At 51.6% G+C, this 24431-nt stretch carries 22 protein-coding genes, 1 tRNA gene and 1 other RNA gene; 14 read left to right on the forward strand and 10 right to left on the reverse strand.

What is annotated here, in order from left to right; all coding sequences use genetic code 11:
* Window positions 1-13: 13 nt before the first annotated feature.
* Both C2U43_RS08360 and rlmC read left to right on the forward strand, forming a co-directional pair.
* Window positions 14-502, forward strand: a complete 489-nt coding sequence (locus tag C2U43_RS08360) for a YbjO family protein (RefSeq protein ID WP_003035378.1) — start codon at window positions 14-16, stop codon at window positions 500-502.
* Window positions 503-543: 41 nt separating this feature from the next.
* Entirely contained in the window at window positions 544-1671 is a 1128-nt protein-coding gene (rlmC, locus tag C2U43_RS08365) for a 23S rRNA (uracil(747)-C(5))-methyltransferase RlmC (RefSeq protein WP_103015122.1), read from the forward strand.
* A 90-nt stretch (window positions 1672-1761) separates the two neighbouring features.
* Here the strand turns inward: rlmC and C2U43_RS08370 are convergent, their stop codons facing one another.
* A complete protein-coding gene (locus C2U43_RS08370; protein WP_103284949.1) occupies window positions 1762-2820 on the reverse strand; it encodes a LacI family DNA-binding transcriptional regulator in 1059 nt (352 codons plus the stop codon).
* 222 nt (window positions 2821-3042) lie between these two features.
* Between C2U43_RS08370 and C2U43_RS08375 the strand changes: the two genes are divergently transcribed.
* The 7 genes from C2U43_RS08375 (at window position 3043) to C2U43_RS08405 (ending at window position 7877) form a co-directional block, all read left to right on the forward strand.
* On the forward strand, window positions 3043-3483 hold the full coding sequence (locus tag C2U43_RS08375) for a PTS sugar transporter subunit IIA (RefSeq protein ID WP_103284950.1): 441 nt from the start codon (window positions 3043-3045) through the stop codon (window positions 3481-3483).
* Window positions 3484-3493: 10 nt separating this feature from the next.
* On the forward strand, window positions 3494-3760 hold the full coding sequence (locus C2U43_RS08380; protein ID WP_103284951.1) for a PTS sugar transporter subunit IIB: 267 nt from the start codon (window positions 3494-3496) through the stop codon (window positions 3758-3760).
* A gap of 31 nt (window positions 3761-3791) precedes the next feature.
* Complete coding sequence (locus C2U43_RS08385) at window positions 3792-5054, forward strand: PTS ascorbate transporter subunit IIC (RefSeq protein WP_080625471.1); 1263 nt, start codon at window positions 3792-3794, stop codon at window positions 5052-5054.
* Between the two features lie 22 nt (window positions 5055-5076).
* Window positions 5077-5754 (forward strand): D-allulose 6-phosphate 3-epimerase, encoded by a 678-nt coding sequence (gene alsE, locus C2U43_RS08390; RefSeq protein WP_103284952.1) that lies wholly within the window; start codon window positions 5077-5079, stop codon window positions 5752-5754.
* A gap of 135 nt (window positions 5755-5889) precedes the next feature.
* Entirely contained in the window at window positions 5890-6360 is a 471-nt protein-coding gene (locus C2U43_RS08395; RefSeq protein WP_103284953.1) for a PTS sugar transporter subunit IIA, read from the forward strand.
* A 55-nt stretch (window positions 6361-6415) separates the two neighbouring features.
* On the forward strand, window positions 6416-6727 hold the full coding sequence (locus tag C2U43_RS08400) for a PTS fructose transporter subunit IIB (protein ID WP_103284954.1): 312 nt from the start codon (window positions 6416-6418) through the stop codon (window positions 6725-6727).
* Between the two features lie 43 nt (window positions 6728-6770).
* Window positions 6771-7877 carry a PTS fructose transporter subunit IIC gene (locus C2U43_RS08405; protein ID WP_103284955.1) on the forward strand — a complete coding sequence of 369 codons (1107 nt, stop codon included), beginning with the start codon at window positions 6771-6773 and terminating at the stop codon, window positions 7875-7877.
* Window positions 7878-8187: 310 nt separating this feature from the next.
* Here C2U43_RS08405 and C2U43_RS08410 read toward each other — a convergent pair.
* From C2U43_RS08410 to C2U43_RS08425, 4 genes are all read right to left on the reverse strand, one after another.
* Window positions 8188-8325, reverse strand: a non-coding RNA gene (locus tag C2U43_RS08410) — RtT sRNA.
* Window positions 8326-8369: 44 nt separating this feature from the next.
* Window positions 8370-8457: transfer RNA gene (locus C2U43_RS08415), tRNA-Ser, on the reverse strand.
* 149 nt (window positions 8458-8606) lie between these two features.
* A complete protein-coding gene (locus C2U43_RS08420) occupies window positions 8607-9284 on the reverse strand; it encodes an isochorismatase family protein (RefSeq protein WP_003831673.1) in 678 nt (225 codons plus the stop codon).
* A gap of 16 nt (window positions 9285-9300) precedes the next feature.
* On the reverse strand, window positions 9301-10161 hold the full coding sequence (locus C2U43_RS08425) for a pirin family protein (protein WP_003831674.1): 861 nt from the start codon (window positions 10159-10161) through the stop codon (window positions 9301-9303).
* Window positions 10162-10269: 108 nt separating this feature from the next.
* Between C2U43_RS08425 and C2U43_RS08430 the strand changes: the two genes are divergently transcribed.
* On the forward strand, window positions 10270-11181 hold the full coding sequence (locus C2U43_RS08430; RefSeq protein ID WP_003831675.1) for a LysR family transcriptional regulator: 912 nt from the start codon (window positions 10270-10272) through the stop codon (window positions 11179-11181).
* 79 nt (window positions 11182-11260) lie between these two features.
* On the opposite strand, the gene infA is transcribed toward C2U43_RS08430, so the two are convergent.
* The 5 genes from infA to trxB all read right to left on the reverse strand — a co-directional run bounded on the left by infA (window position 11261) and on the right by trxB (window position 17085).
* Window positions 11261-11479, reverse strand: a complete 219-nt coding sequence (gene infA / locus C2U43_RS08435; protein WP_002211347.1) for a translation initiation factor IF-1 — start codon at window positions 11477-11479, stop codon at window positions 11261-11263.
* A 285-nt stretch (window positions 11480-11764) separates the two neighbouring features.
* The gene (aat, locus tag C2U43_RS08445) at window positions 11765-12469 is read right to left on the reverse strand and encodes a leucyl/phenylalanyl-tRNA--protein transferase (RefSeq protein WP_032948928.1); all 705 of its coding nucleotides are present in this window, start codon (window positions 12467-12469) and stop codon (window positions 11765-11767) included.
* Window positions 12470-12513: 44 nt separating this feature from the next.
* Window positions 12514-14235, reverse strand: a complete 1722-nt coding sequence (cydC, locus tag C2U43_RS08450) for a heme ABC transporter ATP-binding protein/permease CydC (RefSeq protein ID WP_103284956.1) — start codon at window positions 14233-14235, stop codon at window positions 12514-12516.
* On the reverse strand, window positions 14236-16002 hold the full coding sequence (gene cydD / locus C2U43_RS08455; RefSeq protein WP_003831887.1) for a heme ABC transporter permease/ATP-binding protein CydD: 1767 nt from the start codon (window positions 16000-16002) through the stop codon (window positions 14236-14238).
* 114 nt (window positions 16003-16116) lie between these two features.
* Window positions 16117-17085 carry a thioredoxin-disulfide reductase gene (gene trxB / locus C2U43_RS08460; RefSeq protein WP_003831889.1) on the reverse strand — a complete coding sequence of 323 codons (969 nt, stop codon included), beginning with the start codon at window positions 17083-17085 and terminating at the stop codon, window positions 16117-16119.
* 547 nt (window positions 17086-17632) lie between these two features.
* Here trxB and lrp point away from each other — a divergent pair.
* From lrp to rarA, 4 genes are all read left to right on the forward strand, one after another.
* Window positions 17633-18127: a leucine-responsive transcriptional regulator Lrp gene (lrp, locus tag C2U43_RS08470; protein ID WP_002439523.1), complete on the forward strand. Its 495-nt coding sequence runs from the start codon at window positions 17633-17635 to the stop codon at window positions 18125-18127.
* Window positions 18128-18261: 134 nt separating this feature from the next.
* Complete coding sequence (ftsK, locus tag C2U43_RS08475) at window positions 18262-22326, forward strand: DNA translocase FtsK (RefSeq protein ID WP_103284957.1); 4065 nt, start codon at window positions 18262-18264, stop codon at window positions 22324-22326.
* Between the two features lie 111 nt (window positions 22327-22437).
* On the forward strand, window positions 22438-23049 hold the full coding sequence (gene lolA / locus C2U43_RS08480; protein WP_003831898.1) for an outer membrane lipoprotein chaperone LolA: 612 nt from the start codon (window positions 22438-22440) through the stop codon (window positions 23047-23049).
* Between the two features lie 10 nt (window positions 23050-23059).
* Entirely contained in the window at window positions 23060-24403 is a 1344-nt protein-coding gene (gene rarA / locus C2U43_RS08485) for a replication-associated recombination protein RarA (RefSeq protein ID WP_103284958.1), read from the forward strand.
* Window positions 24404-24431 lie beyond the last annotated feature (28 nt).

The following is a 24431-nucleotide window of genomic DNA, read 5'->3' on the forward strand; positions in this document are numbered from 1 at the left end:
CTGCGCCGTTTTCATGGAAGACGACGCGTTGGGATTTTTTAAGAAATCATCCACATCACATGCTCGCTTAAACGTCCCTGCTTTGGTGCAGGTGGCGGCGCTGGCTATTATCATGATCCGCTGTCTCGATCTGTTGATGATTTTTAATACGCTTGGGTTTCGTGGAACCAGTGAGTTTATTCATCGCAGTGTGCAGACCTGGAATTTGACGCTGGTGTTTCTGGGCAGTCTGGTGCTGCTATTTATCGAAATTTACTGCGCATTTTCGCTGGTAAAAGGACGGAACTGGGCACGCTGGATCTATCTGTTGACCCAGATTATCGCCAGCGTCTATCTGTGGGCTGCTTCGTTGGGCTACGGATATCCTGAACTGTTCAGCATTGCGGGGGAGTCCAGACGCGAAATCCTGCATACGCTGGTGATGCAAAAACTGCCGGATATGCTGGTATTGCTGCTGCTGTTTGTTCCTGCGTCCAGCAGGCGGTTCTTCCGTTTGCAATAACGTGTATAATCTTGGCCCCCGGTTAATTTGTAGGTCTTTGTATGCAGTGCGCACTATATGACGCCGAACGCTGCCGCTCCTGTCAGTGGATAACACAGCCTGTCGCCGATCAACTCTTCGAAAAAACAGCCGATCTGCAGAATCTGCTGGCCGAGTATCCGGTCGGAGAATGGTGCGCGCCGGTCAGTGGTCCGGAAAGCGCGTTTCGTAATAAAGCCAAAATGGTGGTCAGCGGCAGCGTGGAAAAACCGCTTCTGGGAATGCTGCATCGTGACGGTACGCCTGAGGATTTGTGCGACTGTCCGCTCTATCCTGAGTCTTTTGCGCCCGTATTTGCCGCGCTTAAGCCGTTTATCGCTCGGGCGGGGCTGACGCCCTATAACGTGGCGCGCAAACGCGGGGAGCTGAAATATCTGCTGTTAACGGAAAGCCGATACGACGGCGGTATGATGCTGCGTTTTGTCCTGCGTTCTGACGCAAAACTGGCACAACTGCGCGCGGCACTACCCTGGTTGCAGGCACAACTCCCACAGTTAAAAGTGATCACTGCCAATATTCAGCCGGTGCATATGGCGATTATGGAAGGGGAGACAGAAATCTTCCTGACGGAACAACAGGCGCTGGCGGAACGCTTTAACGATGTGCCGTTGTGGATCCGCCCGCAGAGCTTCTTCCAGACCAATCCGGTAGTGGCGGGGCAGTTATATGCCACGGCGCGTGACTGGGTGCGTCAGCTTCCGGTTAATCACATGTGGGATCTGTTTTGCGGCGTTGGGGGTTTTGGTCTGCACTGTGCTACACCGCAAATGAAACTGACAGGGATTGAAATCGCGCCAGAGGCGATTACCTGCGCGAAGCAGTCAGCGCAGGAGCTTGGGTTGCAGAATCTGCATTTTCAGGCGCTGGATTCAACCCAGTTTGCTACCGCTCAGGGTGAAGTACCTGACCTGGTGCTGGTGAATCCGCCGCGTCGCGGGATTGGAAAACCGTTGTGCGATTTTCTTTCCCGCATGGCACCGCGTTTTATCGTTTATTCCAGCTGTAATGCGCAAACCATGGCGAAGGATATTCGTGAGTTGCCTGGGTATCGCATTGAACGCGTCCAACTTTTCGATATGTTCCCACACACCGCGCACTATGAAGTGCTAACGCTGCTCAGCCGACAATAACTGCCATGCCTGATGGCGCTTCGCTTATCAGGCCTACGGAGATATGCAGGGCTGTAGGCAGGATGACAAATCAATAAATATATTACCGCATTACATTTTTCTGGTGCTCGCGCGAACTTGTAACGTTGATGGTAATTCAATGAATTTATCCGTCGAATTGCCAGCAAGGAGATCAAGTAACGTTTTTCCTGCGCGAGTTCCTGTTTCACTCCATGGGAACTCGACAGCAGTCAGCGAAGGTGAGCAAACTGCGGCAAGAGTACCACCACTCAAGCTTGCCAATGCCAGGGAGTTGGGCACTTTTTGTCCTGCACCGTGGCAGGCCATAATGCAGCCGCAGGCAATTTCATCAGATGTACAAATCAGCGCATCCAGCTCTGGCCAGGTGATACGAATATCTCCCAGCAGGTTTAAACCGGTCGTTATGCCTGCTGGTAGGTGAGAGGTCACCACGCGATGTGGGGAGTGGTTAACCGAGAGCATGGCGCTGTTCCAGCCGCTCAGCACCTGGCGAAACATAATGTTATTGGAGGCGGTACAGAGCAGGCCGATATTTTTATATCCGCTCTGTGCAAGGGACGTGACAAGCTTTTTAATGGCCGCAGCGTAGTCAACGCCGATGCTGACCCAGTTAGCATCGCGATTAATAGCACCAATCTCAACCACCGGCACGCCGGTATTACTTATCATCTGCGAACAACTGCTGATGTTATCAATATTGAACTGAACAATCGCTGCCGGGTTATAGGCGAGCATTTGTGCAAAGGCTTTTTCTTCGCTTTGTCCACCCTGGCCGGACTCGATAAACATCATGCTGTAGCCCTGGGTCGCGATCACCGTCTGTAGCGTTTCGGAGACGGCAAGAAATCCAGGGGAGGAAAAAGAAGGCACCACACCCATTACGAGACTGGAGTCAGCAGAGGCGAGGCTGCGGGCCTGCAGGTTTGGCACATAGCCCAACTCGTTCACCGCTGCTTCGATGCGGGTGCGTAGTTCAGGATTCACTTTTTCAGGCATACGTAGTGCGCGCGACACGGTCATCGTGCTAACGCCGACCAGTTTTGCCACTTCGGCGAGCGTAATTTTGCCAGTGTTTTTCCTGCGTTTTTCTCGCGCGCTATCGTTATCGTCCGCTTGTAACGTCTGCACTGATGTCCTCCTTTAGCCTGTCTGGGCTCCCATTGTAAATGATGTTTAGCGTTTTGCGCATTGCCCAACTGCAAAGTCATGATAAGTATGGTTAATGAAATTAGCGGTAACAAGAATTTTAACATCGCCATCGTGTTAGCGCTAACTTTGCGAGAGAGATCACGGTAAGGCGTGAAGGCATTCCTCTATAGTAGGCTCAATTTCAACGCTATCGGGGTATTTATGATTACGACCTGGTTACCTACAGAAAATATCCAAATTGTGGATTCAGTCTGTGACTGGAAACAGGCCATTACGTTAGCGGCACAACCTTTATTGGATAAAGAGTCGATAACTCAGGCTTATATTAAAGCCATTTTAAATAGCCATCAGGAACTCGGTCCTTATTATATTTTAGCACCTGGTCTGGCGATGCCCCATGCTCGTCCGGAACAGGGTGGGATTAAAAATGGCTTATCGCTTTTGCATATTAAACAAGGCATTTCTTTTGACTCGGAAGACAATGATCCTATTTATGTGGTGATTATGTTATGTGCGATTTCGGGAGATGAACACATTAATATGATCACAGCCCTTGCGGATATTTTTAGCGATGATGAAAGACTTTCAGCATTGTTAAAAGCATCCTCATTGGAAAAAATTCAAGCCGTTATCAAAGGATAGTGAGGTAAAGATGAAAAAAATTCTGATTGTGTGTGGTAACGGTTTAGGCAGCAGTTTTATCGTTGAAATGAACGTGAAAAAAATCATTAAAGAGCTAAATAAAGAAGCAATTGTTTCACATACTGACCTGACGTCGGCAAAAAGTGAAAGTGCAGATATTATTCTTAGCGCTAAAGATATTGCTGAACATCTATCCAGCCATGCTGCACAGGTCTTTGGCTTATCTAATTTACTGGATAACAATAAAATCAAAGAAATTCTTTCCGAGAATCTCTGACTAATTTTTTGCGGCCCTACGGAGTCATTCTATGCTGCAGTTTATTATTCATGATGTATTGGGCACACCAGCAATACTGGTCGGTCTGTTTTCCATGATCGGTTTATTATTGCAAAAAAAAGCAGTCTCCGAGGTTATTTCCGGAACTCTTAAAACTATAATGGGTTTTGTAATACTAACATCCGGTGCGGCGATTGTTGCCACTACGTTAACAACGTTTAGCCAGTTGTTTGAGTACTCATTCCATATTCAGGGAGTTGTGCCAAATACTGACGCCATGGCGGCGTTGGCGCAGAAAAACTACGGTACCGCGACGGCAATGATCATGGTGCTGGGGATGCTGTTTAACATTGTTCTTGCCCGCATTACACCGCTGAAATACATCTTTCTGACGGGGCACCACACGCTGTATATGGCGGCGATGCTGGCTGTCATTCTCTCCGTCGGCGGCCTGTCACCATTTTGGGTGATACTGGTCGGGGCGGTGATCCTCGGCATCATGATGGTGGTCTCTCCGGCCATTCTGCAGCCGTTCACTCGCAAAATAACCGGTACTGATGATCTGGCACTAGGTCATTTTGGTTCAACTGGCTATCTGCTGTCGGCGCTGGTGGGAAAAGCGGTCGGTAAAGGTAGCCCGTCAATTGAAGAAATGCAGGTGCCGAAATCACTGAATTTCCTGCGGGACTCCTCGGTTGCTATCTCTCTGACGATGATGATCCTGTTTGTAATTCTGGTGCTGGTTGCAGGTAAGGAATTTGTTGAGAGCAGCGTCAGTGGTGGTCAGAACTTTATCATCTTCGCCGTTATCCAGTCGCTGACCTTTGCGGCAGGCGTGTGGATCATCCTTGCGGGTGTACGCATGATTATTGCCGAAATTGTTCCAGCCTTTAAAGGTATCGCCGACAAGTTGGTGAAAGACGCCAAACCGGCGCTCGACTGCCCAACCGTCTTTCCGTTCGCCCCGAATGCCGTAATCGTCGGTTTTCTGTCAAGTTTTGCCGCCGGTCTGGTGAGCATGTTCCTATGCCCTCTGTTTGGTTTAAGCGTCATTGTTCCGGGTTTGGTACCGCACTTCTTCTGCGGCGCGACGGCGGGCGTCTACGGCAACATCTGCGGTGGTCGCCGAGGTGCGGTGGTGGGGGCCTTCGCTCACGGTCTGCTGATTTCGTTTTTGCCTGCAATCTTGCTGCCTCTAATGGGCGACCTTGGTTTTGCATCCACCACTTTTGGTGATGCGGACTTCGGCGTTGTTGGCATCATACTTGGGCATGTCGTTTCATTATTTAACTAATTGATTTTTATGGAGGTAAGGTATGGCAGCTAAATTTTCGCCCTCGTTAATGTGTATGGATTTAACGCAGTTCAGAGAACAAATTACGGCAATGAATGGCCGAGCTGATTTTTATCACGTCGATATTATGGACGGTAGCTATGTGAAGAACATTACGCTGTCACCATTCTTTATCGAAAACCTGAAGAAAATTACCGATGTACCAATTGATGTGCATTTGATGGTGAATCACCCGGAAGATATTATTCCAATGTGTATTGATGCGGGAGCCGATATTATCAGTTTCCATCCGGAAACGGCGAATAACAAAATATTCCGCCTGCTGAACCAGATTAAAGATGCTGGTCGCCGGTGTGGCGTGGTGTTGAATCCGGCAACTCCAGCGGATGCTATTAAAGAGTACGCACATCTGCTGGATAAAGTGACCGTTATGTCGGTTGACCCCGGCTACGCAGGGCAGAAGTTTATTCCGGAATCACTCACCAAAATCAAAGAACTGATTGCGATGCGTGAAAATAAAGGCTACCACTACTTGACCGAGATTGATGGATCCTGCAACGAGAAAACCTTTAATGTGATCTCCCGGTCCGGCGTTGACGTCTTTATTGTGGGAACCTCGGGCCTGTTCTCCCTGGCGGATAATGTCAGTGATGCCTGGGATAAAATGGTCGATATCTATCAGCGCGAAGTCGCTGCCTAAAATTACAGCGTACTCAACCGTATTAAGCCATTACTTAGGGTAAAGAGTCTATTTAACCGATCTGTCTCTTTACTCTCGCTCTTGATTTATTCGGTTGAGGGCGCTGTAACCCTATTATATTAATGAAGGTGAGTTATGAATATTTCGGATGTGCTTAATGCAAAGAACATTAAGCTAAATATGATGGCTAAAACAAAAGAAGAAGCCATTGAAGAATTAACCGACTTATTAGTGCTTGATGGAGTTGTCATCAGTAAAAATGATTTTCTAAAAGATGTCTGGCTACGCGAGGAACAAGGCTCCACTGGGTTCGAGAATCATGTTGCGATCCCACATGGGAAATCCTCAGGCGTGGCCCGTACTGCATTGGCTATTGGACGAACCCAGCATCAAATACCCTGGGAAACAATGGATGGTAGTGATGTTCGTTGTATTATTTTATTTGCTGTTTGTCTAGTGGATCAAAATGCAACTCATATCCGTTTACTATCACAAGTCTCTAGCTCATTAGCAGATGAAGAAATAATAGAAAAATTGCTGAAAGAAAATGATCCTCAGAAAATCATCGAACTTTTGATCCCTGAAGATGAAGGCATTAACGCTTAATTTAATCAACACCTCTGCCATAGCATAGCAAATAATTAAATCCTGGAGAATAGTTATGAATATTGTTGGCGTTACAGCCTGTACTGTAGGTATTGCACATACATATATTGCGCAAAAGAAAATTGAAATAGCTGCGAAAAAAGCAGGGCATAATGTCAAAATTGAAACACAAGGCACTATAGGTATCGAGAATGCCTTAACCGCTGATGAGATCATACAAGCCGACATTGTACTGTTAGCCGCCGATGTTAAGGTTTCTGGTGAAGAAAGATTCGCTGGAAAGAAAGTAGTCAGAGTGCCAACTGAAATGGCAGTTAAATCTCCCAATAAGCTTATTGAAAAACTCAGTGAATTAGTAAATTCATAACTTTTACCTATGCGTATCCTATATAAATTAAAGGGCGTAATTTATGAATATTAAAGAAGTATGGAAAGCAGCAAACCCTAAGGGTCATCTGCTTACTGCCATCTCATTCTTGATTCCCATTGTTTGTGGTGCTGGATTTATTATTGCAATTGGTATGGGTCTTGGGGGGACGGTTCAGGACACTTTAGTACCGGGTCAATTTGATCTGTGGCAGGCCTTCGCGACTATGGGGGCCAAGGCGCTTGGACTATTACCCGTCGTTATAGCTATCGGGATTTCCGGTTCTATCGCAGGTAAGCCCGGTATAGCCCCTGGTTTTGTCGTTGGTCTGGCGGCTAATGCTATTGGTGCGGGCTTCATTGGTGGCATGATCGGCGGCTACATTTCTGGGTATATTTCTCTTGCTATTATTAAAAATATGAAGGTGCCTGACTGGGCCAGGGGGTTAATGCCCACATTGATTGTGCCATTTTTTGCATCCGTTCTCAGTGCCCTGATTATGGTTTATATCATCGGTACGCCTATTGGTATTTTTACAGACGCTCTTACATCGTTCCTGAGAAGTATGGGAACTTCATCTAATTTACTATTAGGTGCTGTTATAGGAGCGTTGTGTATCGTTGACTTTGGCGGTCCGATAAATAAAACGTGTTTTGCATTTGTCTTAACACTCCAGGCGCAGGGTATAAATGAACCAATTACGGCCCTACAGTTAGTTAACACGGCAACACCTATCGGTTTTGGGCTTGCATTCTTTATTGCCAAACTTCTTCGCAAAAATATTTATAATAACGAAGAAATCGAAATGTTAAAATCGGCTGTTCCTATGGGGGTGGTGAATATTGTTGAAGGATCTATACCCATAGTTATGAATGATATCGTTCGTGGTATTGCTGCTGCAGCAATCGGCGGTGCTTGTGGTGGTGCAATCACCATGGTTTATGGCGCTGATGCAACAGTACCTTTTGGTGGTGTTTTGATGATTCCTACAATGTCACACCCAATGGCCGGTATTATGGCATTGATAGTTAATATATTTGTCACGGCTACTGTCTATGCCGTTATCAAAAAAGATGTTCCTCGGGATGTAATTATAAATAATGATCAAGAAGAGGAAGATATCGATTGGGATGATATTAAAATAAGCTAAGTACGTAATAAAAGTACTCCGTGTATATCGGAAAGCGTTCATCATACAGTGGGGGATTTACCCCCCCACTGGCGCGCAACATGCGAAAAAAAAGCCCGTACTTGCGTACGAGCTCTTCTTAAAATATGGCGGTGAGGGGGGATTGACTCGCTTTGCTCGCCCCTACGGGGCAGCCCGTTCGCTGCGCTCCCGGTCTGTCCAACTGGCTGCGCCAGTAGTCGAACCCCGGTCGGGGCTTCTCATCCCCCCGTAGATGTGCAACATGCGAAAAAAAAAAGCCCGTACTTGCGTACGAGCTCTTCTTAAAATATGGCGGTGAGGGGGGATTGACTCGCTTTGCTCGCCCCTTCGGGGCAGCCCGTTCGCGATGCTCCCGGTCTGTCCAACTGGCTGCGCCAGCAGTCGAACCCCGGTCGGGGCTTCTCATCCCCCCGCTGGTATGCAACATGCGAAAAAAAAGCCCGTACTTGCGTACGAGCTCTTCTTAAAATATGGCGGTGAGGGGGGGATTCGAACCCCCGATACGTTGCCGTATACACACTTTCCAGGCGTGCTCCTTCAGCCACTCGGACACCTCACCATATTGTATTGCTGCCTGACCGCTTGGGGGGCAACGGGGCGCTACTATAGGGAGTTGCGCTAAAACGGTCAAGCAGAATTTACGTGTTAACTCTCGTTTGGTTACGCAATATACATATTCCTCCGCCCAGGCAGGCGCGGAGGAAAGGATTAGCGCTGAGAGTCCAGTTTTTCGCCGCTGGTCACGACTTCCTGAGCTTTGCTGTAGCTTTCGATCAGCAACTGATAAGCCGGGAAGACTTTGGTATACACTTCCGCCCATTCGGCGGCGTCTTCACGGTTCCAAGTGCCCTGAATTTCAGAAGCGACTGCGGCGGTATCCATCGGCACGACGCCAGCCTGAACAACACGAGCCAGGGTGATTTCCTGCGCCATTTTGCTGTAAGTACCGGAAGCGTCGATCACAGCGAAAACCTTATAGCCTTCCGCAACCGCGCTGATAGCCGGGAAAGCCATGCACACGCTGGTAATCGTACCGGCGATAATCAGCGTTTTACGACCCGTTGCTTTGACCGCTTTCACGAAGTCTTCGTTATCCCAGGCGTTGATTTCGCCTTTACGCGCCACATATTGGGCATGCGGCGCATTGGCGTGGATCTCAGGGATCAGCGGGCCGTTAGGTCCCTGCGGTACGGATGCCGTGGTAATCACCGGCATCTTCGCCAGAGTCGCCATTTTAGCCAGCGCGGCGGCACGCGCACGCAGTTCTGGCATTGGCATGTCGCCGACGGTCTGGAACAGCCCGCTCTGATGATCGATAAGCAGCATGACGGAATCATTCACATCGATGACCGGACGTGAACCATTAAAGTTTGCAGGACTGGACATATTCTTCTCCTTCGATTCAGATTTGGCCAAAGCGGCCGGAGTTAAAATCGCGTACGGCTTCAGCGATTTCTTGTTTCGTGTTCATTACAAATGGACCGTAACCTACAATCGGCTCGTTCAACGGTTCTCCAGAAAGCAGCAGCACGCTGGCGTCGCTGGAGGCTTCAATATGCAGCGTTTTCCCCTGCTGGCTCAGCACCACCAGTTGCGCTTCGCTGGCAGACGTAGTGCCGTTTACGGTGATATTCCCTTTCAATACCACCAGGGCAGTGCTCCATCCTTCCGGCTGGGACAACGTGAGCTGATGATTACGTTGCAAACGCATATCCCAGACGTTCAGCGGCGAGAAGGTATGTGCCGGGCCTTTTGTATCCTGATAGCTGCCCGCAATCACACGAACGCTCCCTGCTTCATCAGGCAGGGCGACAGTGGGGATCACATCGCTGCTGATGCCCTGGTAACCCGGAACGGCCATTTTGTCTTTTGCTGGCAGATTGACCCACAGCTGTACCATTTCCAGTTCGCCACCCTGACGGGTAAATTCAGGTGAATGGAACTCTTCGTGCAATATTCCTGCTCCTGCGGTCATCCACTGCACGTCGCCGGGGCCGATAATGCCGCCGCGACCGGTTGAATCACGGTGTTCAACTTCGCCGCTGTAAACGATGGTCACCGTCTCAAAACCACGGTGAGGGTGTTCGCCTACGCCGCGTTTTTCGTTACCCGGCGTAAACGTATGTGGACCGGCGTAATCCAGCAGCAGGAACGGACTTAGTTGCTCAGCATGAGACTGGTAAGAAAACATCGAGCGAACCGGAAATCCATCGCCAACCCAGTGTGGGCGAGGTGCGGTGTAGACGCCTGTTACTTGTTTCATATGTGTCTCCTCTGTGGCGTTATCTTGATGTGAATAAGCTTATATTCATGACAGCGAGCTGAGTAGTAGCTAAAATAGTCCTCACTGTCTCATTAATAGGACAATAAAATGACAAAGCCGGATCTCAATGATTTTGCATGGTTTGTACATGTTGTAGAGGAAGGGGGATTCGCGGCGGCGGGTCGGGCGCTTGATGAACCGAAATCAAAACTAAGCCGACGGATAGCGCAACTGGAAGAGACGCTGGGAGTTCGACTGATTCAGCGAACCACCCGCCAGTTTAACGTGACTGAAGTTGGACAAACCTTTTACGAACACTGTAAGGCGATGCTGGTGGAAGCGCAGGCAGCGCAGGATGCGATTGCCGCGTTACAGGTTGAACCGCGTGGCGTGGTGAAGTTGACGTGTCCGGTCACGCTGCTGCATGTGCATATCGGGCCAATGCTTGCCCGTTTTATGGCGCGTTATCCTGACGTATCAGTGCAACTGGAGGCCACTAACCGCCGCGTGGACGTTGTTGGAGAGGGCCTGGACGTGGCGATTCGCGTCAGGCCCCGACCATTTGAGGATAGCGACCTGGTGATGCGTGTGCTGGCGGACAGGGGACATCGTTTGTATGCCAGCCCGCAGTTAATCGAGCAAATGGGAACGCTACATTCTCCGGCGGAGCTGACGCGTTGGCCGGGCCTGAGTCTGGCGACGGGTAAACATGTGCATCGTTGGGAATTATTCGGGCCGCAGGGCGCACGTGCGGAGGTGCATTTCACGCCGCGTATGATCACCACCGATATGCTGGCGTTACGTGAAGCCGCAGTTGCCGGTGTGGGGGTAGTTCAACTTCCACAGCTGATGGTAAAAGATCAAGTAGCCGCGGGTGAACTGGTAGCATTGCTCGACGGCTGGGAACCGAAGCGAGAAATAATTCACGCAGTCTTTCCATCACGCAGGGGATTATTGCCGTCAGTACGCACATTAGTGGATTTCTTAACAGAAGAATATGCGCGGATGATTGAGGATTAAATACCTGACCTTGGCCCACAAAAAAGGCCGGTTAAACCGACCTTTTATTATCTGGACGCCATTCGGGCGTTAAAAACAATCAGCGACTACGGAAGACAATGCGGCCTTTGCTCAGGTCGTACGGGGTCAGCTCAACAGTCACTTTGTCGCCCGTCAGGATGCGGATATAGTTTTTACGCATTTTACCGGAGATGTGTGCAGTAACCACGTGACCGTTTTCTAACTCTACGCGGAACATGGTATTAGGTAACGTATCGAGAACGGTACCCTGCATTTCAATATTGTCTTCTTTGGCCATCTAATCCTCTGGGGTATCACTACCGTAATTTGAACCGGCAAGATAATGCCGAAGTTCTTTTAATAAGTAAAGATTTGTGCGTTTAAAACACAGCAAATCGGGTTTGGCGCATTACTCTAACCACACACGGCAAAGCCGCACTTAAAGCGCAACGTGTAAGGGAACGAGGAGATAAACGATAGGCGTTGCCTGACGCGAACTGTTCCTTAACGGCGGCGGGGTAATGGGCTAAACCAACTCTGCGCGACAATTATAACACCCCGACAAAAAATGTGCCGAAAACATTCACCCCTGAGGCGAAAATAACGTCCTGGGAACCCAGAAATGGCTCGGTAGCCGCTGCTGGCGCAGTCTGCTCAGGTGTTCAAGGTACTCCCGACGTGGGGTTTCGACGGCGCCCAGCGAAGCTGTGTGGCTATTTAATACCTGGCAGTCGATTAATTTTCCGCCCTGACGGATAAATTCAGCGCAAAAAACAAGCAGTGCGGTTTTGGACGCATTTTCCTGACGGCTGAACATTGATTCGCCACAAAATAGTGTACCTTGCGCCACGCCATACATACCGCCCACTAATTCATTTTGTCGCCATACTTCAATGGAGTGCGCATGGCCCAGCTCGTGCAGGCGATGGTAGGCGTCCACTACATCATGCGTTATCCAGGTGCCTTCTTCCCGGTCGTTCGCGCAGCCTTCAATCACCTGACCGAACGCGTAATTGAGCGTCACGCGATAAGGCGAGTTTTTATGAAAACGTTTCATGCTGCGGCTGAGATGAAATTTCTCGGGCCAAAGAATGGCGCGTGGATCGGGCGACCACCAAAGGATGGGGTCACCAGGTGAAAACCACGGGAAAATTCCGCGCTGGTAGGCCATTAACAGTCGAGCTGGACTGAGATCGCCGCCAAGCGCCAACAAACCGTTAGGCTCGCGTAAAGCGCCTTCCGGTGAAGGGAAGGCTATAGAATGGCGGGACAATTGCACCAGGCGCATGACAGCGAAACTCCACTACGCGAGTTTGATCGTTCAATAATAGCTTACAGACGTTGCTTAAACTGGTAATAACGCCCCTGCCGGGCTAACAAATCTGCGTGATTACCTTGCTCAATAATGTGTCCGTTGTCCATCACTATTATTTGATCAAAACGTGACAAGCCGCGCAGACGATGTGTCACCATCAGTACGGTTTTATCGCGCATGACATCGCCAATTAATTCAAGCATTTGGCTTTCTGTTGTGGCATCAAGCCCTTCGGTCGGTTCATCCAGCAGCATCAGTGGTGCATCGTGCAATAAGGCGCGGGCGATAGCCAGACGACGGAGTTCGCCGCCAGAAAGCTGACGACCGCCTTCGCCTAACCAGGCATTGAGTCCGTCACCCTCTAGCAATTTGTCCAGACCGACGCGGCACAGCATTGCGGATAATGTGTCATCACTGGCGTGCGGTGCTGCCAGCAGCAGGTTATCGCGAAGCGTCGCGCTGAACAGGTGCACGCGCTGTGGCACGACGCTGATGCTCTGGCGCAGCGTGGTTTCACTGAGGGCTGAAATCGGCTGCTCATTAATCAGAATTTCGCCGTGCTGCGGATCCCATGCGCGGGTCAGCAATTGTAGTAACGTTGACTTACCGCAGCCGGTGCGACCGAGAATCGCAATGTGTTCACCGGGCTGAGCCTGCAGCGAAAGGGTGTCGAGCGCTTTTTGTGTTTGCCCCGGATAGCTGAATGAAACATCGTGTAGCGTGAGAGTGACCTGCTCAGAAACTGGAGAACCGGTATCCGGGAAGGTGACTTCTGGCTGTTGTTCGGTCAGTTCGGTGATGCGCAGCGCAGAGGCAATAACCTGTCCGAGATGCTGAAACGCCCCGGTGACGGGTGCTAAAGCTTCAAACGCGGCCAGCGCACAGAAGACAAACAGCGCGATCAGTGCGCCAGGTTGAGTATTGCCACCCACGCCGCCTGAGGCCATCCATAACATTACAACCACTGCCAGTGCGCCGACTAACAGCATGACCGCCTGTGATAGCGCCGTTAATTCAGACTGACGTCGTTGGGCTTCATGCCACTGCAACTCGGTGGCTTCCATTTGGGCGCGGTAACGTTCACTGGCGCCAAAGATGGTCAGTTCAGCCTGGCCCTGCAGCCAGGATGTTAACTGCTGACGATACTGCCCACGTAAATGCGTCAAGCTTTGCCCGGTGCTTTTACCTGCCTGATAAAAGAGTGGGGGTAGGATAAATAAGGTCAGCAGCATAATACCGCCGAGAGTGATAGCCAGCGTGAAATCGAGAACGCTTAGCCCCAGCGTGACCACCATGATGACGACAAAAGCGCCCACAAGCGGGGAGAGCACGCGCAAATAGAGATGATCGAGCGTGTCGACATCTGCCACTACGCGGTTAAGCAATTCACCTTGTCCATAACGGGACAGGCCAGCAGGGGAGAGCGGCAGCAGTTTGCTGAAGGTATAAATACGCAAATGTTGCAGCACGCGGAACGTCGCGTCGTGGCTGACCAATCGCTCGAAATAGCGGCCCGCGGTTCGGGTGATTGCCGCACCGCGTACCCCGGCAGCAGGGAGCATATAGTTAAAACTGTAAATCCCGGTGACACCCACCACAGCAGAAGCCGACAGGAACCAGCCGGAAAGCGTCAGCAAACCAATACTTGCCAGCAGTGTGACGATCGCCAGAACGATCCCCAGGGTTAACATCCATTTGTGACGTTTATACAGCGTCAGATAAGGTAGCAAAGCGCGCATTTAAATGTCCTCCTGACGATGAGCCAGTAATGTCGCAAACGCCCCGTTGGCTGCGCTAAGTTCGGCATAAGTGCCTTGTTCAACGATCTGTCCGTCCTGCATCACCCAGATAACGTCCCAGTCGGCAAGATCTTCAAGTTGGTGTGTCACCATCAGCGTGGTCTGGCGGCGTGACGCTGCTTTCAACGCCTGCATCACGCGTTGTTCGCTGTGTGCATCAAGGCTGGCGGCGGGCTCGTCAAGCAACAACAACTGACATGGATTGAGTAAGGCGCGAGCCACGGCAACGCGCTGCGCTTGTCCGACAGAAAGTCGAGCAGCCTGATCGCCTACTGGTGTATCCACACCCTGTGGCAGAAGTGGTAAAAACTCACTGACCCAGGCGCTGTCGAGTGCGGCTTGCAGCTGTTCTTCGCTGGCATCGGGGCGAGCGAGCAGCACGTTATCGCGTAACGTGGCGGCAGGGAGCTGCGGGTTTTGTCCAACCCAGGACAGCTGTTTGCGCCAGCAATCAGGCGACAGGTCGCGCAGCTCAAAGCCGTTAATCCGCAGCGATCCCTGATAAGAGAGAAAACCGGACAGGACATTGAGCAACGAACTTTTGCCGGAGCCGCTGCGGCCAACCAGCACCGCGCGTTGGCCCGCTGGCAGGGTAAAGTTGAGCGGACCTGCAAGCACTTTACCTTCCGGCGAGGTGATGACCAGATCTTCTGCTTCAATTGAAACTGCGTCTTTTGTAGTCAGCTCAATATCGCCACGCTCAGGATGTGCAAGCGGGGTTTCCATGAAGGTTTTCAGACTGTCTGCTGCACCAACGGCTTGTGCTTTGGCGTGATAAAACGTGCCCAGATCGCGCAGGGGTTGGAAAAATTCCGGCGCCAGAATGAGCGCCAGGAAGCCAGCTGCCAATGTGACGCCAGTCCCGTAGTGGCCAAAATCGAGTTCACCGAGGTAGGAAAAACCGAAGTAAACCGCGACCAGTGCGATGGACAGGGAGGTAAAGAACTCAAGGACACCGGATGACAGAAACGCCAGGCGCAGGACTTCCATGGTGCGCTGGCGGAAATCCTGTGACGCTGCGCGGATGCTTTCTGTTTCAGCTTCACCGCGGCCAAAGATTCTTAGCGTTTCCATGCCCCGCAGGCGATCGAGGAAATGGCCACTGAGGCGGGCAAGAGCCTGAAAGTTGCGGCGGTTAGCATCGGCTGCACCCATACCAACCATCGCCATAAACAACGGGATCAGCGGGGCAGTTCCAAGCAGAATAAGGGCGGCTACCCAGTTTGACGGGAATACCGCCGCCACGATCAATAAGGGGACGCATACGGCCAACGCCATTTGCGGCAGATAACGTGCATAGTAATCATGCATGTCATCAATCTGTTCCAGGATTAGCGTAGCCCAGCTCCCGGCTGGTTTGCCTTGTATCCAGGCGGGACCTGCTTGTTGCAGACGGTCAAGCACCTGGCGGCGAATCTCAAAGCGGATATGTTGGCCAGCATGAAACCCGACGCGTTCGCGTAACCAGACGACCCATGCCCGCAGGATGAAAATTAATACCAGCACAATGAAAGGGAGCAGAAGCGCCTCTCTGGGGATATTGTCCATGATCATATGGTCGAGAATTCGGGCCATGAGCCAGGCCTGAGCGACAATTAACAGGCCGCTCACGAACCCCAACAGGCGTGAAATGTTCAGCCATCGTTGGGAAATTACACTTTGCTGTTTTAACCAGCGGGTCAGCTCTTTTTGACGGGTTTTATTCATTGCACGCTTAGCAGGTGAGTTATTGGAATTTTTGGGCAGGACAATGTTACAACGAGGCAAAAATAAAGGCGACTTATAGTCGCCTTTTTTACTTTTGTTACTGATTTGTAAAACTTATTTGCAAGCGTCTGCCAGACCGTCGAGATAACGCTCTGCGTCAAGCGCAGCCATACAACCGGTGCCTGCTGAAGTGATCGCCTGGCGATAAATATGGTCCATCACGTCACCGGCGGCGAATACACCCGGAATGCTGGTTTGGGTGGCGTTACCATGAATCCCGGACTGAACTTTGATGTAGCCATTTTCCAGTTCAAGCTGACCGTCAAAAATGGCGGTATTCGGGCTGTGGCCGATAGCGACAAACAAGCCTGCAACGTCAAGTGACTCGACGTTGTCAGTGTTTTGCGTATCGCGCAGGCGCAGTCCGGTTACGCCCATTTGATCGCCGGTCACTTCTTCCAGTGTGCGGTGGGTATGCAGCACGATGTTGCCGTTTTCGACTTTATCCATCAAACGCTTGATCAGGATTTTCTCGGCGCGGAAGCTGTCGCGACGGTGAATCAAATGCACTTCAGATGCGATATTCGCCAGGTACAGCGCTTCTTCAACAGCAGTGTTGCCGCCGCCGATCACCGCAACTTTTTGGTTACGGTAGAAGAAACCGTCGCAGGTCGCGCAGGCGGAAACGCCACGGCCTTTGAAGGCTTCTTCTGAAGGCAGACCCAGGTAGCGTGCTGACGCACCTGTGGCGATGATTAGTGCGTCACAGGTGTATTCACCGCTGTCGCCGGTCAGACGGAAAGGGCGGTTTTGCAGATCAACTTTGCTGATATGATCAAAAATAATTTCAGTTTCAAATTTGGTCGCATGTTCGTGCATGCGTTCCATCAGCAATGGGCCTGTGAGATCGTGCGGATCGCCAGGCCAGTTCTCCACTTCTGTTGTTGTGGTCAACTGACCACCTTTTTCCATACCGGTAATCAGTACCGGTTGCAGGTTCGCGCGTGCAGCGTAGACCGCAGCGGTATACCCTGCAGGGCCAGAGCCCAGAATAAGAAGTTTACTGTGTTTGGTTGCGCCCATGAGATCCCCATAGTTGTTAGCAGGCAATGAGCAGGATTGTAGGGAATTTACAGGCGTAAAAAAAGAGTATGGCGATTTTGTTAACAATATGTGTAATAGCGGGAACCGATGAACGGCAGAATTAGTCGTAATACTATAACGATTTCTACTTAAAATCGGTCAGTTATAAGGTGATAAAATGACGATTTTCCATCACTGCGAATGAATAACTGGCATGTTGTACTAAAAATCGATGTTTTGCTTTGACAATCCCCTGCTGTTTTGCGAAAACATTCAAGGAAGAAAAAAACTGTGTCATGTATGTGCTGCATAATCATGCATGTAGATACCATGTTTACCGTGTTAGCGAAATCTACGCATGGTGTGGACAGATGCCATTCGTGATGTCGATAGCCGCCGACAGGCAACGGTCTTCTCACCATAAACCCAGACATTGCGAACCGAAAATCCCTCTGGGTTGCGGTTTATTTTGATGGGTAGCGACTCTGAACAGTGATGTTGGTAGAGTCAGGCAGGAGTAGGGAAGGAATACAGAGAGACAATAATAATGGTAGATAGTAAGAAGCGCCCTGGCAAAGATCTCGACCGTATCGATCGTAACATTCTTAATGAGCTGCAAAAGGATGGGCGTATTTCTAACGTCGAGCTTTCTAAACGTGTGGGACTTTCACCAACGCCCTGCCTTGAGCGTGTGCGTCGGTTGGAAAGACAGGGTTTTATTCAGGGCTATACAGCGCTGTTAAACCCGCATTATCTGGATGCATCACTTCTGGTTTTTGTTGAGATTACTCTGAATCGTGGCGCCCCGGATGTGTTTGAACAATTTAACTCTGCAGTACAAAAACTTGAAGAAATTCAAGAGTGTCATTTGGTTTCCGGTGATTTCGACTATTTGCTGAAAACACGCGTACCGGATATGTCGGCATACCGTAAGCTGTTGGGGGAAACCCTGCTGCGTCTGCCTGGCGTGAATGACACACGTACTTATGTAGTAATGGAAGAAGTCAAACAGAGCAATCGTCTGGTAATTAAGACGCGCTAACACGGAACAGGTGCAAAATCGACGCAGTTTGATTACACTCCTGTTAATCCATACAGCAACAGTGCCGGGGCAACCCGGTGCTGTTGTCCGTTTTAGCATCGGGCAGGAAAAGCCCGAAACCTGGAGAGCCGTTTTTGAGCCAGGAATACACTGAAGACAAAGACGTCACATTGACGAAGTTAAGCAGCGGGCGCCGACTTCTGGAAGCGCTACTGATCCTTATTGCCCTTTTTGCCGTCTGGTTGATGGCTGCCTTACTCAGCTTTAACCCTTCGGATCCCAGTTGGTCGCAAACCGCGTGGCATGAGCCTATCCATAATCTGGGTGGAATACCTGGAGCATGGCTGGCGGATACGCTGTTCTTTATTTTTGGCGTCATGGCCTACACCATCCCCGTCATCATTGTCGGTGGCTGCTGGTTTGCCTGGCGACATCAGGCCAGCGACGAATACGTCGATTATTTTGCCGTCTCGCTGCGCATTATTGGCGTTCTGGCGCTGATTCTCACTTCCTGCGGGCTGGCCGCAATTAACGCCGATGATATCTGGTATTTCGCCTCTGGCGGCGTGATCGGCAGTCTGCTCAGCACCACGCTACAACCATTGCTGCACAGCAGCGGCGGCACGCTGACGTTGTTGTGCATTTGGGCAGCGGGATTAACACTGTTCACCGGTTGGTCATGGGTGAGCATTGCGGAAAAACTGGGCGGCTGGTTACTCAATATCCTGACGTTTGCCAGCAACCGTACCCGCCGCGACGATACCTGGGTCGATGACGAAGAATATGAAGACGAAGAAGAGTCTGTCGACGCCGCTGATGGCAAACCCCATGAATCGCGCCGAGCTCGTATCCTGCGCGGTGCGTTAGCGCGCCGTAAACGTCTGGCGGAGAAATTTACCAATCCGCTTGGTCGTCATACCGATGCGGCGCTATTCTCCGGCAAACGCATGGATGATGAAGACGAAATTGAATACAGCGCCCGTGGCGTGGTTGCCGATCCTAATGATGTGCTGTTTTCCGGTAATCGCGCGACGCTGCCTGAATATGACGAACTTGATCCGCTGCTTAACGGCCACTCGGTAACCGAGCCTGTGGCTGCAGCAGCTGCAGCTACAACGGCCGCTCAGGCCTGGAGCGCACCGGTCGATCCGTTACTGCAAACGTCGCCCGTGACCAACACTGTTATGGAGCAACCAGTCCCAACTGTGGCCTGGCAACCCGTGCCTGGCCCGCAAACCGGTGATGCCGCGATTGCACCAGCGCCTGAAGGTTATCCGCAGCCAGCCCAGTACGCGCAACCTCCGGTGCAGCAGCCGTATGAGCCATGGCAACAACCGGTTGTGGAGCAGAGTCCGCAGCCGCAATATTACGCACAGCAGCCCGTTGAACCTGTTTATACGCATCCTGTCGCGCCGCAGCCGGAACCTGTTTATCAGCCGGAGCCCGTGCTGCAACCTGTCTATCAACAGGATCCGACCTCTCAACAGAACGCCGCCTTCCAGCAGCCTGTTTATCAGCCGGAGCCTGTGCAGCAACCTGTTTATCAGCAGGATCCAACTTTTCAACAGAGCACTACGTTCCAGCAGCCTGTGGTTGAACAACCAACAGTGGTGGAACCTGAGCCGGTGGTTGAAGAAGTTAAACCGACTCGTCCGCCGCTCTATTACTTTGAAGAAGTCGAAGAGAAACGTGCGCGTGAGCGTGAACAACTGGCCGCATGGTATCAGCCGATTCCAGAACCTGCTCAGGAACCTGAGCGTGTTAAGCCGTCTACGCCGTCTATGCCGACGACTGCATCCATACCGCCCGTTGAGTCTGTTGCTGCCGTTGCACCGCTGGCCGCTGGCGTAAAAAGCGCCGCGTTAGGGGTGAGTGCCGCTGCCGCAGCACCTGTCTTTAGCCTTGCAGGCAGCGGTACGCCGCGTCCGCAGGTGAAAGAGGGCATTGGCCCGCAGTTGCCGCGTCCGAATCGTGTGCGCGTGCCTACTCGTCGTGAGCTGGCTTCATATGGCATAAAACTGCCGTCACAGCGTATGGCTGAAGAGAAAGCGCGCGAAGAGCAGCTTGATACAGATGCGTACAGTGACGATGAAATGGATGCAATGCAGCAGGACGAGCTGGCACGTCAGTTCGCTCAGTCGCAGCAGCATCGTTATGGCGAAGAGTATCAGGACGATACCCACCAGACTGATGACGAAGATTCAGCCGCAGAAGCTGAACTGGCCCGCCAGTTTGCTTCTTCTCAGCAGCAGCGTTATTCCGGTGAGCAGCCTGTCGGAGCGAATCCGTTCTCCCTCGATGACTTTGAATTTTCGCCAATGAAAACGCTGGTGGATGAGGGGCCGCATGAGCCGCTGTTTACGCCTGGCGTAATGCCGGAGCCCGCGCCGCAGTACCAGGAACCAGTTGCGCCGCAGCAGCATTATCAGCAACCGGCGCAGCCAGTTGCACCGCAACAGCACTATCAGCAACCGGCACAGCCAGTTGCACCACAGCAGCATTATCAGCAACCAGCGCAGCCAGTTGCACCGCAGCAGCACTACCAGCAACCGGTGCAGCCAGTTGCATCGCAGCAGCATTATCAACAGCCAGCGCAGCCAGTTGCACCGCAGCAGCATTATCAGCAGCCAGCGCAGCCTGCTACACCGCCGCCGCAGGATAGTCTGATCCATCCGCTGCTGATGCGTAATGGGGATAGTCGTCCGGCGCACCGTCCAAGCACGCCGCTGCCATCGTTAGATCTGCTCACGCCGCCGCCGAGCGAAGTTGAGCCGATAGATACGTTCGCACTGGAACAAATGGCACGTCTGGTGGAAGCGCGTCTGGCGGATTTCCGCATTAAAGCCGATGTGGTGAACTATTCTCCTGGCCCGGTGATTACCCGCTTTGAGCTTAATCTGGCTCCAGGGGTTAAAGCAGCGCGTATTTCTAACCTGTCACGAGATCTGGCGCGTTCATTGTCGACCGCGGCGGTACGTGTGGTCGAGGTTATTCCAGGCAAACCGTATGTCGGACTGGAGTTACCGAACAAAAAACGTCAAACCGTCTATCTGCGAGAAGTGCTGGATAACGCTAAATTCCGTGATAACTCATCTCCGCTGACTGTGGTGCTGGGCAAAGATATTGCGGGCGAACCGGTGGTGGCCGATCTGGCTAAAATGCCGCACCTGCTGGTGGCAGGGACAACCGGTTCCGGTAAGTCTGTTGGGGTGAACGCCATGATCCTCAGCATGCTGTACAAAGCGCAGCCGGAAGACGTTCGCTTTATCATGATTGACCCGAAAATGCTGGAACTTTCTGTTTATGAAGGTATTCCACATCTGCTGACTGAAGTTGTGACCGACATGAAAGATGCCGCCAATGCCTTGCGTTGGAGCGTCAATGAAATGGAACGTCGCTACAAACTGATGTCGGCGCTTGGCGTGCGTAACCTTGCCGGTTATAACGATAAGATTGCTGAAGCCGCCCGTATGGGACGTCCGATTCCAGACCCATACTGGAAGCCGGGCGACAGCATGGATGTTCAGCATCCGGTGCTGGAAAAACTGCCGTATATCGTGGTGTTGGTGGATGAATTCGCTGACCTGATGATGACCGTTGGCAAAAAGGTGGAAGAACTGATCGCTCGTCTGGCGCAAAAAGCGCGTGCGGCGGGGATCCATCTGGTGCTGGCAACCCAGCGACCGTCAGTTGACGTTATCACTGGTCTGATTAAAGCGAACATCCCGACGCGTATCGCCTTTACAGTGTCCAGTAAAATTGACTCGCGTACCATCCTTGACCAGGGCGGCGCGGAATCGCTGTTGGGTATGGGTGACATGCTTTATTCTGCACCAAACTCGACGATCCCTGTGCGTGTACACGGCGCCTTTGTACGCGATGAAGAAGTTCACGCGGTAGTTCAGGACTGGAAAGCGCGCGGTCGCCCACAATACGTAGATGGCATTACCTCTGACAGCGAAAGCGAAGGCGGCGGTGGCGGCTTTGATGGTGGCGAAGAACTGGATCCGCTGTTCGATCAGGCGGTGAACTTTGTTACTCAGAAACGCAAAGCCTCGATCTCCGGCGTCCAACGTCAGTTCCGTATCGGTTACAACCGAGCGGCGCGCATCATCGAACAGATGGAAGCGCAGGGAATAGTCAGCGAACAAGGGCATAATGGTAATCGTGAAGTGCTGGCTCCGCCGCCCTTCGAATGATTGCAAAGTTAAGTAATTCAGTATTTTCTACTTTCCTCATGCTGATTTTTGGCCTGAAATGGATAGCAGAGGGATCTCCCCGTTGGGAGTGACGTATTTTGAGGAATAACGATGAAAAGAATCGCAATCACCTGTGCATTACTGTCGAGCTTTGTGGTGAGCAGCGTCTGGGCTGACGCTGCCAGCGACCTGAAAAGCCGTCTGGATAAAGTCAGTAGCTTCCATGCCAGCTTTACTCAGAAGGTCACGGACGGTAGCGGCGCGGCGGTGCAGGAGGGTCAGGGCGACTTATGGGTTAAACGCCCTAATCTGTTTAACTGGCATATGACGCAGCCTGACGAGAGCATCTTGGTTTCCGATGGTAAAACGCTGTGGTTCTTTAACCCGTTTGTTGAGCAGGCGACTGCGACCTGGTTGAAAGACGCCACTGGCAACACGCCGTTTATGCTGATTGCGCGTAACCAGGCCAGCGACTGGCAACAGTACAACATTAAGCAAAACGGCGATGATTTCGTGCTGACGCCAAAAACCAGCAGCGGTAACCTGAAGCAGTTTACTATCAATGTTGGGCGGGACGGGACGATCCATCAGTTCAGTGCCGTTGAGCAAGACGATCAGCGCAGCAGCTATCAGCTGAAATCTCAGCAGAATGGTGCGATTGAACCTTCGAAATTCACCTTTACCCCGCCGCAAGGTGTAACGGTTGACGATCAACGTAAGTAGAGGCGTGTGAGTGAGCAATCTGTCGCTCGACTTTTCTGATAATACCTTTCAGCCACTGGCCGCACGTATGCGGCCAGAAAATTTAGCGCAGTACATCGGCCAGCAGCATCTGCTGGCTGCGGGTAAACCCTTGCCGCGCGCCATCGAGGCCGGGCACCTGCACTCTATGATTTTATGGGGTCCGCCGGGGACGGGGAAAACCACGCTAGCCGAAGTTATTGCCCGTTACGCTAACGCCGATGTTGAACGAATTTCGGCGGTCACGTCTGGTGTAAAAGAAATTCGTGAAGCGATTGAGCGGGCGCGTCAGAATCGTAACGCGGGTCGACGTACGATCCTGTTCGTGGACGAAGTTCACCGTTTTAATAAAAGCCAACAGGATGCGTTTTTACCGCATATTGAAGACGGTACCATCACGTTTATTGGCGCCACCACTGAAAATCCCTCGTTTGAACTGAACTCGGCACTGTTGTCGCGGGCGCGTGTTTATTTACTGAAATCGTTAACCACCGACGATATTGAACAGGTGCTGGACCAGGCGATGTCAGATAAAGCCCGGGGTTACGGCGGCCAGGATATCGTACTGCCACCAGAGACGCGTCGGGCGATTGCCGAACTGGTTAATGGTGACGCACGGCGAGCGCTGAATACGCTGGAAATGATGGCCGATATGGCCGAAGTTGATGATTCTGGCAAGCGCGTATTGAAACCAGAATTGCTCACTGAAATTGCCGGTGAACGCAGCGCACGCTTTGATAATAAAGGCGATCGTTTTTACGATCTCATCTCCGCATTACACAAATCGGTTCGCGGCAGCGCCCCGGATGCGGCACTTTATTGGTATGCGCGCATCATTAGTGCAGGCGGTGACCCGCTGTATGTTGCCCGTCGCTGTCTGGCCATTGCCTCTGAAGATGTCGGCAATGCCGACCCTCGCGCCATGCAGGTGGCAATTTCCGCATGGGACTGCTTTACCCGCGTGGGACCCGCGGAAGGTGAACGAGCGATTGCTCAGGCGATTGTTTATCTGGCCTGCGCGCCGAAAAGTAATGCGGTTTACACCGCCTTCAAAGCCGCGCTGGCTGATGCCCGCGAACGTCCGGATTACGACGTGCCGGTCCACCTGCGCAATGCGCCAACTAAGCTGATGAAAGAAATGGGCTATGGTGAGGAGTATCGTTACGCCCATGATGAACCAAATGCCTATGCCGCCGGAGAAGAGTACTTCCCGCAGGAAATGGCACAAACGCGCTATTATCACCCCACAAACAGAGGTCTTGAAGGCAAGATTGGCGAAAAGCTCGCCTGGCTCGCCGGACAGGATCAAAATAGCCCTATAAAACGCTACCGTTAGTGTTATCGTTGCGGTAATGTTGTCTCTG

This window comes from Citrobacter freundii complex sp. CFNIH9, from assembly GCF_002903305.1.
Classification (GTDB): domain Bacteria; phylum Pseudomonadota; class Gammaproteobacteria; order Enterobacterales; family Enterobacteriaceae; genus Citrobacter; species Citrobacter portucalensis.

Excerpts from the sequence above, each read along its gene's own strand:
- C2U43_RS08395 (WP_103284953.1), top strand. The coding sequence starts at position 5,890 with ATGAATATTTCGGATGTGCTTAATGCAAAGAACATTAAGCTAAATATG.
- C2U43_RS08385 (WP_080625471.1), top strand. The coding sequence starts at position 3,792 with ATGCTGCAGTTTATTATTCATGATGTATTGGGCACACCAGCAATACTG.
- trxB (WP_003831889.1), bottom strand. The coding sequence starts at position 17,085 with ATGGGCGCAACCAAACACAGTAAACTTCTTATTCTGGGCTCTGGCCCT.
- C2U43_RS08375 (WP_103284950.1), top strand. The coding sequence starts at position 3,043 with ATGATTACGACCTGGTTACCTACAGAAAATATCCAAATTGTGGATTCA.
- C2U43_RS08400 (WP_103284954.1), top strand. The coding sequence starts at position 6,416 with ATGAATATTGTTGGCGTTACAGCCTGTACTGTAGGTATTGCACATACA.
- alsE (WP_103284952.1), top strand. The coding sequence starts at position 5,077 with ATGGCAGCTAAATTTTCGCCCTCGTTAATGTGTATGGATTTAACGCAG.
- C2U43_RS08430 (WP_003831675.1), top strand. The coding sequence starts at position 10,270 with ATGACAAAGCCGGATCTCAATGATTTTGCATGGTTTGTACATGTTGTA.
- lolA (WP_003831898.1), top strand. The coding sequence starts at position 22,438 with ATGAAAAGAATCGCAATCACCTGTGCATTACTGTCGAGCTTTGTGGTG.
- cydC (WP_103284956.1), bottom strand. The coding sequence starts at position 14,235 with ATGCGCGCTTTGCTACCTTATCTGACGCTGTATAAACGTCACAAATGG.
- cydD (WP_003831887.1), bottom strand. The coding sequence starts at position 16,002 with ATGAATAAAACCCGTCAAAAAGAGCTGACCCGCTGGTTAAAACAGCAA.
- aat (WP_032948928.1), bottom strand. The coding sequence starts at position 12,469 with ATGCGCCTGGTGCAATTGTCCCGCCATTCTATAGCCTTCCCTTCACCG.
- C2U43_RS08360 (WP_003035378.1), top strand. The coding sequence starts at position 14 with ATGGAAGACGACGCGTTGGGATTTTTTAAGAAATCATCCACATCACAT.
- lrp (WP_002439523.1), top strand. The coding sequence starts at position 17,633 with ATGGTAGATAGTAAGAAGCGCCCTGGCAAAGATCTCGACCGTATCGAT.
- rlmC (WP_103015122.1), top strand. The coding sequence starts at position 544 with ATGCAGTGCGCACTATATGACGCCGAACGCTGCCGCTCCTGTCAGTGG.
- C2U43_RS08380 (WP_103284951.1), top strand. The coding sequence starts at position 3,494 with ATGAAAAAAATTCTGATTGTGTGTGGTAACGGTTTAGGCAGCAGTTTT.
- C2U43_RS08425 (WP_003831674.1), bottom strand. The coding sequence starts at position 10,161 with ATGAAACAAGTAACAGGCGTCTACACCGCACCTCGCCCACACTGGGTT.
- C2U43_RS08420 (WP_003831673.1), bottom strand. The coding sequence starts at position 9,284 with ATGTCCAGTCCTGCAAACTTTAATGGTTCACGTCCGGTCATCGATGTG.
- C2U43_RS08405 (WP_103284955.1), top strand. The coding sequence starts at position 6,771 with ATGAATATTAAAGAAGTATGGAAAGCAGCAAACCCTAAGGGTCATCTG.
- infA (WP_002211347.1), bottom strand. The coding sequence starts at position 11,479 with ATGGCCAAAGAAGACAATATTGAAATGCAGGGTACCGTTCTCGATACG.